The organism is Paracoccus spongiarum, from assembly GCF_030732095.1.
GTDB classification, from domain to species: Bacteria; Pseudomonadota; Alphaproteobacteria; order Rhodobacterales; family Rhodobacteraceae; genus Paracoccus; species Paracoccus spongiarum.
This window is the reverse complement of record NZ_JAVAMQ010000044.1, coordinates 1-6870: the sequence shown is the minus strand read 5'-3', so window position 1 is coordinate 6870 and position 6870 is coordinate 1. Positions and strand designations below refer to the sequence as shown.

Sequence of the window (6870 nt, the reverse complement as noted above, 5' to 3'; positions counted from 1 at the left end):
ACCGGATGCGTGGCGGACAAAGGAAAGGGAAACATCGTCGGGGCGAGGGTGAGCGCGGGCACGGCCCGCGTCGATCCCCCGGCACGTCCTCAGCCCGTCATGGCCCGCGCCTCGTGGGCGGGCCGCGAATGATCTGTCTGGCCGCAGGCCGTCGCGGCAGCGACTGGATGGAACGGCGAAGGGGCGGCTTTTGCCGCCCCTTGCCGTTACTCCTGGTCGTCCGCCCGTTTCGGGAAGGCGACCATATCGAGGCCGGGGAACATGTTGTGGCGGACCTGGATCGAGGTGATCTCACCGGCGGGGCTGCGGTTGATGAAGAGGACGCCGCAGACGTCCCAGAAGTTCTTGCCGTCCTTCTCGCCGGTTTTGACGCGGAGCTTCATGTTTTCGGTGGCCATTGGATTTTCCTTTCCTGCCTGGCGTTTCGATGAAACCCCTGCGGACAGGGCAGACGGAGCGGCTGTCAAAGGCGAATTTGGGGCGCGAGGAATGGCCGCAGGCCAGGGGAAATTCGTCGTTGAAGGCCGAAGGCCGTCAGCCGCGCTGCCCTGTCATGTTTCATCGGGAAGAAACGCCCCTTGCAGGACAGGACCAACCGGCCACGGAGCCAAGCGATCGACGAACCGGCAGCGGGAAGGATGGCAAGGACTGGGACTGCGCATCTCGTGTCCGGATCAGCCGCAACCCTGCTGGCCGCGCCCGAAACCGCCGCCGTTTCTGTTCCTGGCACGAGGCTCGCCCCGCAGGACGGTGAATGACCGGGCTTGGCGGGAGGCCGAAAGCCCGCCCGATGATCCGGTTCTGCGCGAGGGCTGTAGGCCAGCCCGCGCAAGTGACCGTCACCCGGATGGGCCGAGACGGGCGGGGCAGGGCGGTCCGGACCGGCGATCGAGGATCTGGCTCGGGACGAGACAGACCGCAGGCGCCGCAGCCGACCGCATCGCCCTGGTGGGCTCGGGTCGCGCGACAGCGCGACTGGGGCACGGTCGCCGGCCTGCCGGCGATGCGCCGATAGCTTTGGTCGCCCCCTTGATCGTGCCAAGGCGGCCCTTCGCCGTGCTCAACATGAACTTACGCACTGCGGACCTTGCTGCCCTCCTCATCGCCCGCCATCATGACCGGTTTTGACCCTGCGCGATCGTACGTTTGCGATATGCCATTGCAACGCCAATCCAAAAGCTGACTTGGGTGGCGGTGAGGGTTCCTTTTGCGACAACCCAGCTCAGCCACATTGAGCGGCCTTTCCCCATTTCAGCTTGTGTGGTGTCAGGTAGGCATAGCAATTCTTTGCTCTGCGCTGGATCAATACGAACCAACAGATCACCGTTTTTCTGGGCCGCGACGATCATTCTTTCGTCGACCATAAATGACAAGCCGCCAAACATGGGAACTTCGCGCACCGCGCGTTCTTCCGTCAGGGAGTCCCTTATGTAATCGCACAAGAGCAATTGGGCAGGCGTAAGCGCAACTCCTTTGGTGCCGGATTGCCGTCCCACGCTTCTACTATCCCGAATAGGACAGGAAAATTGCATACAACGCCAAGCCGAGCAGCGTCAGCATCGTTGTCGCAGTCCCGACCATCCGCCCTCGTACGTCTCCCGTCATTCCAACACCGTGCGCGATCCGACCGATCAGGTAAACGCCAAGAACGGTCGCCAGCAGCAAGGAAGAGCCTTTGGCTAGTTCGACAAGAGCGGCCATGATGAGCACAAAGGGAGTGTACTCAACAAAATTGGCCTGAGCTCGCATAGCAGCAATCATTTCGTGATTGCCGCCGTCACCGATCATCACATCATGCCGACCGCGTAGACGCGCGACGCGCATCGCCAGCCAGAAGTTGATCAGCGCTGCCGCGCCTGCGGCAGCCAGGGAAATTGGTAGGATCAATGCAGTCGTCCTTCGCCTTTCTCGCAAGCCGCCATTTGCATGATCCATGGCGTGCTTGCCACTTGCGAAACACAAGCTACACATATCATAGTGACTTGCAAACCAAAAGTAACTATGGATACTAGATGAATATACGCTCGGACTGCCCGATAGCTTGCACCCTCGACCTGATCGGGGACCGGTGGAGCCTGCTTGTGCTGCGATCACTGTTCATCGGCAAGTGCCGATACGGTGAACTTCTCGACATGCAGGAGAAGATTTCGACCAACATTCTTGCCAGTCGCCTTGCGCTGCTGATTGATAACGGTCTGATCGAACGCAAAGCCTATTGTGAGCACCCGCCGCGATACGATTATCGATTAACCAGAAAGGGGGCAGATTTGCTCGGCGTCCTGCAAGAGATGGCCATTTGGGCCGAGAAGCACCTGCCCGATCTCGCAACGCCGCCAGAATCCTTTCTCATGGGAGCGGCCGTTCAATTTTACCCGGATTAAAGCGAAACTCGCTTGTCCGTTTTCCACCCCATAAGAGACATCAGTTCGTCGCGCGGCATCCAGCAAGTTGGGCTCTGCGCCGGCTTTCGCTGCTCTGTGGATGAACGTCCGTACTGGTCCGGTTGGTTGTTTGCTGCAAGTCGGGCCAAGGCAGGGAAGGGCGGCGTCAGCCGCCCTTTGCTATCCAGCGCGTCCCGTCTTCGAAACATGGCAAAGCGGCCCCCAAAGGGGCCGCCGATCTTTCAGGGCAATATCTTGATCAGCGTGACGGTCAAACCGACGATGCCGGCCGCCATGATCCAGAGATGCCGAAAGAGATCTGCCTTGAACTCGGCCATATCGCGGCGGACTTCGGCCAGATCCTGCTTGGTCGCGAGCGTCGAGGTATCTGCCTCGGCCATGCCTTCCGCGATTGCCTCCGCGGCCTTCTGATCGAGGCCGGCCGCCGCCAGTTTGCGGGCGAATTTGAGAGTATCGATGTGCAGGGCGTTCGCCATGTTGGTCTCCTTGGTATCAATATAGGTGATTGCCGCTATTCAGAGAAGGCATATCGCCCGCCCTGCGCGGTCGGCGGTATCGGACACGCGAGGTCAGGGACGCCCGGCACGGGCGCTTGCCAGCCGCGCCCCTTCGGCGCGGCGCCGTCCTTGACCCGTGTGGGAGACTCCAGAGACCGTGTGGGGTGGTGCGGCCTGGCCCCGGCCGAGGCTCGGCCGGGTTAACAGCCAGGCACGATTGTTGCGCCGGTTGGCTGTCGCTGCCGCGCCAGGGGGCGCGGCTCGGCGCGAAGCGCCGGGCCTGTCCTGTCTCCCGGCGTTCTGCCGAGGGCAGGACAGGGCAATTCCTGCCTCGTCACAAAAAGAGCCCCGCACGAGGCGGGGCCAGTCAACCTTCGTCGCAGAAGGAAAGCGTAAGGCTCAGTCGCGATAGCGTCCGCGCGGGCGGCAGCACCATGCGCCGACACTCGCCTGACAGGTCGGGCAGGGGACGGCAAAAACAGGATGGCGATGTGTCGTGCAGTCAGACATATTGAACAAACCTCCCTGTTGGACTGGCGGCGGGTGACTCCCGCCGCCGTTTTTCAGGCGATCGCATGACCGCGCGGGTTCACGCGCCGCCGAGTGAAGGGCAGGGCATCGAGGGCGATGCGCCCGGCCTCAAGGCTGTGCAGGAAATCCAGCAGATAGGCGGGATCGGCGGGATAGGGTGCGCCGTCCCACGCCACCCGGACCCTGCGGCGTTGCCGTGGTGGCATGGCGTCGATCAGGCGGCGGGCACGCCGCCACTGATCGGCGCGGCGCTGGCGGCTTCGGGCCTCCTGCGCGGCCCAGGCATTCGCGCGGGCCTGCATCACATCATCGGGGCTTTTCTGACGGGCCGCGATCTCGGCGGCAAACAGCGGCAGGGCGTCCCGGTCGGCTTTCTGTCTGCGGACCAGAGCGGCCCGCTTGCGGGCGGTGTCGGTGAACGGGTGACGGGCCGATCTGATGAAGCGCATGGGTCAGCCTGCCGTGGCGGTTCGTGCGGCGACGGCCTCGATCCCGGCCCTGATGCGGCGCAGATCGGCGGCTTCCGCATGATCGCCGTGGGTCACGGCGCGCGCCAGATCGGTTTCCAGCTGGGTGAGATTGTCCGCCGCCGTGGAATATTCGCAGCCGATGACATGGCCGACGCGGTAGCCCCCGCCGCAGGTGCAGGAAAGACCGTGCCATGATTTCTCCCGTGCATAATCCATCTGTGCTGTCCTTTCTCAAACCGGGTTGCCGGGACCGGGGCGCGCGATCTTCGCGCGCGCCCCTCTGTTATCAGGCCATGCCCTCGGGCAGCCATGCCGCGATGCGGGCCTCCTGCGCCTCGGTGATCCCGAGCGCCTTACGCGTGTCGGCATCGCTGAACAGGGTTTCCAGCTTTGCCGCTTTCTCGCCCTTTTTCAGCTTGGCGAAGCTGGTGGCGGTGGGGTGATCGGCGGCGAGGTCCAGCAGATCACACCAAAGATCGTTGAGGTAAGGGCCTCCGACGCGGGAAAAGAAGTTCGCGGCGGTGGGCGTCCAGACGTCACGGATCGCGGGCTTCGTCTCCTTGTCGATCAGCGCGGCCAGTTCATCGGAGCCGCCCCGGTAATGCGCGGCCAGCATCCGCACCAACTCGCCCCGAACATGCTCGGCCCCCTTGGCACGGAAGGCGCGGAAGGATTTGGCAAGGTCCTTGCCGTGCATGGCCCTCGGCGGGTTGGCGGTCAGCCGCTCGTCCAGCGCATAGCCCTCGGCCTCGGTGGTCGGCCAGTTCGGCACGTCCTCGATTGAGATCCCGAACGGCTTGCGCCAGGCAAGCCCGTGGCTCACCTGATAGGCCAGCAGGTCGATCAGCAATTCGGGATCGCGCAGCGCCGCGTTCTGCCGCGCGCCCTGCGCCACCCGGCCCAGATCGTCGCGCAGCGCGTTGCTGATGGGCGATTTCGGGGCGGCATCGGCGGCGCTGCCGTCGCGGCTGCGGGCCGCGTGTCCGGTCAGCACCTCCGCCGCAATCGCGGCCTCGCGGTCCTCGGCCCGGACATAGGCGGCCTGCACGGTCAGTTGCCCGCGACTGTCCACGAAGATGAACAACCCCGCGTGTTCCCGCTGCGCGTCGGTGAAATCGCCTTGGGCGATGGCATCCAGCGCAGCCAGTTCGGCCTGTCCGTCCGCGTCCAGCGCCTCGGCCTCGGCCAGTTCCGACAATTCGTCGAAACGCGCGGCCTGTTCCTCTGTGAGTTCGCCCTCGATCCGGTAAATGCGGTCCAGTTTCGAGGTCACATCATAGCTGATCCACGCTTCCGGGCTGGTCTCGACCCATGTCCAGCCATGGCCGATGGCCTCGGCGTCCATCGCCAGCTTGTCGGCAAAGAGCCGGTCCAGCAACGCGCCATCGCCCAGAAATACCTCGTTTGCGAACAGGTCGCGGGTGATGGTACCGCCCGCGCCTTCATAGGCGGCAAGCCCGACATAGACGGCGCGGCGGTCGGTGTCGCGGATCGCTTCGGGTTGCAGAAGCTGTTTCAGGCGGTGCACCGACACGTCCTGTCCGCGCAGCCGGTCCAGAATATCGAGCGCAAGGGCTTCGTCCTGGGCCACGGTGAAGCATTTCGCGGCCTCAAGCGTGATCTCGCCCGCTTTCAGCGCATCGAGGATCGGGGCGGGCAGGGCCGCCAGCGCAAGGCGGCGGTAAACATGCGCCTCGGTCACGGCGAACACGCGGGCGATGGCAGGCACATCGCTGCCCGTCTCGGCCATCCGGCCATAGGCGCGGATTTCATCGGCGGGGTGCAAATCCTCGCGGGCGGCGTTCTCGACGCTGGCCCATGCCCGCGCGGTGGCCGCGTCGGGGGCCAGACGGACGGGGATTTCGGCCAGTTCCGGGCGGCGGTCCAGCAGGTCGGCATGTTTCTCGGTGGCCCGGATCAGGGCGCGCAGACGGCGACCGCCCGCGACGATCCCGACCTTTCCGGCCTCGTCGGCAAGGCCCGCGAGGTTCTGCAACAGACCCACGGCCACGATGCTGTCGGCCAGTTGGTCGATGCGGTCGGGATCGGCGTCCTGACGGGGGTTCATGTCCGAGAGATAGAGTGCGTCCAGCGGGAAATACTGGATCGGGGCGGTGGTGATGGCACCTTGTTTCATGGGGTCATATCCTTGTTTGCGACTGTGGTTTCGTGGTATCGGTGCCCCACCCGTGATCGGGTGAGGCGAGGGGGTCAGATGATCCCGTGCTGGTTCAGGAAGGCGCGGCCGATCTTCGCGGAGTGACCGCCCTTCCTGACGAGCGCCCACGCTTCCGCGATGCGCTGTTCAAGCCATTGGTTCGTTGTTCTCACCTCCTTTCCGGTTACCGTGGCAGTTGACCGGCCCGCCCGAAGCATGATGCGGGCCGGATTGCGGCGATCAGTAATCGGAGGGGAACATGATGGTCAGGACGCGCCGGGTGACGGCGGGGTTGGCGGGCGCGGGCGAGCCGTAAACCAGTTCCTCGTCGTAAAGGTCGATCTTCCAGAACAGCTTGAGGGTCAGCACGGTGACGGTGCCGAAACCATGATCGCCGTAAGGGTCATTATCCGGGGTGAAGCTGCTATCCCCGGCCACCGCCATCAGCGCGGCGGTCACGAAATCCCGGCCCATCGCGTTGACGGCAGAGGTCACGACAACCTGCCCGCGCAGATCGCTTGCGGTCGCCTTGAGCAGCCCTGCCCGGAAACGGTCGTTCTGCTCGGCGATTGTCACGGCCTCGGCGGTCGGGAAACCGTGATCGGGCGCGGCGGTCCGGCATTGCGGGCAATGGCTCGGGCAGGTCAGGGCATTGATGATCGTCCCGCAGGTGGTGCAGCAATAATCCACGGCAAAGCTATCTTCGGCCAGCATGGGCATCGTCCTTCTCTTGCGACGGGCGGTGCGGGGCTTGGTGCCTGCTTTCCGCCGATGGGCGAGACCTCTCTGCTTGTCGTCGAAAGGCCCCATGC

9 protein-coding genes are annotated in these 6870 nt (G+C 64.3%); 1 reads left to right on the top strand and 8 read right to left on the bottom strand.

Annotated features, from left to right (window positions below):
• Positions 1-206: 206 nt before the first annotated feature.
• The 3 genes from Q5Y72_RS19375 to Q5Y72_RS19365 all read right to left on the bottom strand — a co-directional run bounded on the left by Q5Y72_RS19375 (position 207) and on the right by Q5Y72_RS19365 (position 1887).
• Positions 207-398: a hypothetical protein gene (locus Q5Y72_RS19375; RefSeq protein WP_305965033.1), complete on the bottom strand. Its 192-nt coding sequence runs from the start codon at positions 396-398 to the stop codon at positions 207-209.
• A 714-nt stretch (positions 399-1112) separates the two neighbouring features.
• Positions 1113-1496 (bottom strand): TfoX/Sxy family protein, encoded by a 384-nt coding sequence (locus tag Q5Y72_RS19370; protein WP_305965032.1) that lies wholly within the window; start codon positions 1494-1496, stop codon positions 1113-1115.
• Positions 1497-1503: 7 nt separating this feature from the next.
• The gene (locus tag Q5Y72_RS19365; RefSeq protein ID WP_305965031.1) at positions 1504-1887 is read right to left on the bottom strand and encodes an MAPEG family protein; all 384 of its coding nucleotides are present in this window, start codon (positions 1885-1887) and stop codon (positions 1504-1506) included.
• Between the two features lie 125 nt (positions 1888-2012).
• Here Q5Y72_RS19365 and Q5Y72_RS19360 point away from each other — a divergent pair, with 125 nt between their 5' ends.
• Positions 2013-2381: a winged helix-turn-helix transcriptional regulator gene (locus Q5Y72_RS19360; RefSeq protein WP_305965030.1), complete on the top strand. Its 369-nt coding sequence runs from the start codon at positions 2013-2015 to the stop codon at positions 2379-2381.
• A 242-nt stretch (positions 2382-2623) separates the two neighbouring features.
• Here Q5Y72_RS19360 and Q5Y72_RS19355 read toward each other — a convergent pair whose 3' ends face one another.
• The 5 genes from Q5Y72_RS19355 to Q5Y72_RS19335 all read right to left on the bottom strand — a co-directional run bounded on the left by Q5Y72_RS19355 (position 2624) and on the right by Q5Y72_RS19335 (position 6772).
• A complete protein-coding gene (locus Q5Y72_RS19355) occupies positions 2624-2878 on the bottom strand; it encodes a hypothetical protein (protein WP_305965029.1) in 255 nt (84 codons plus the stop codon).
• Between the two features lie 584 nt (positions 2879-3462).
• Positions 3463-3879: a hypothetical protein gene (locus tag Q5Y72_RS19350; protein ID WP_305965028.1), complete on the bottom strand. Its 417-nt coding sequence runs from the start codon at positions 3877-3879 to the stop codon at positions 3463-3465.
• 3 nt (positions 3880-3882) lie between these two features.
• Positions 3883-4116, bottom strand: a complete 234-nt coding sequence (locus tag Q5Y72_RS19345) for a hypothetical protein (RefSeq protein WP_305965027.1) — start codon at positions 4114-4116, stop codon at positions 3883-3885.
• A 70-nt stretch (positions 4117-4186) separates the two neighbouring features.
• Positions 4187-6037, bottom strand: coding sequence for a ParB/RepB/Spo0J family partition protein (locus Q5Y72_RS19340; RefSeq protein ID WP_305965026.1), 1851 nt, complete (start codon positions 6035-6037; stop codon positions 4187-4189).
• A gap of 261 nt (positions 6038-6298) precedes the next feature.
• Entirely contained in the window at positions 6299-6772 is a 474-nt protein-coding gene (locus tag Q5Y72_RS19335; RefSeq protein ID WP_305965025.1) for a DUF3768 domain-containing protein, read from the bottom strand.
• Positions 6773-6870 lie beyond the last annotated feature (98 nt).

What these genes read in the sequence shown, in the direction of transcription:
- Q5Y72_RS19335 (WP_305965025.1), bottom strand. Translation starts at nt 6,772, where the DNA reads ATGCTGGCCGAAGATAGCTTTGCCGTGGATTATTGCTGCACCACCTGC.
- Q5Y72_RS19340 (WP_305965026.1), bottom strand. Translation starts at nt 6,037, where the DNA reads ATGAAACAAGGTGCCATCACCACCGCCCCGATCCAGTATTTCCCGCTG.
- Q5Y72_RS19375 (WP_305965033.1), bottom strand. Translation starts at nt 398, where the DNA reads ATGGCCACCGAAAACATGAAGCTCCGCGTCAAAACCGGCGAGAAGGAC.
- Q5Y72_RS19355 (WP_305965029.1), bottom strand. Translation starts at nt 2,878, where the DNA reads ATGGCGAACGCCCTGCACATCGATACTCTCAAATTCGCCCGCAAACTG.
- Q5Y72_RS19350 (WP_305965028.1), bottom strand. Translation starts at nt 3,879, where the DNA reads ATGCGCTTCATCAGATCGGCCCGTCACCCGTTCACCGACACCGCCCGC.
- Q5Y72_RS19345 (WP_305965027.1), bottom strand. Translation starts at nt 4,116, where the DNA reads ATGGATTATGCACGGGAGAAATCATGGCACGGTCTTTCCTGCACCTGC.
- Q5Y72_RS19360 (WP_305965030.1), top strand. Translation starts at nt 2,013, where the DNA reads ATGAATATACGCTCGGACTGCCCGATAGCTTGCACCCTCGACCTGATC.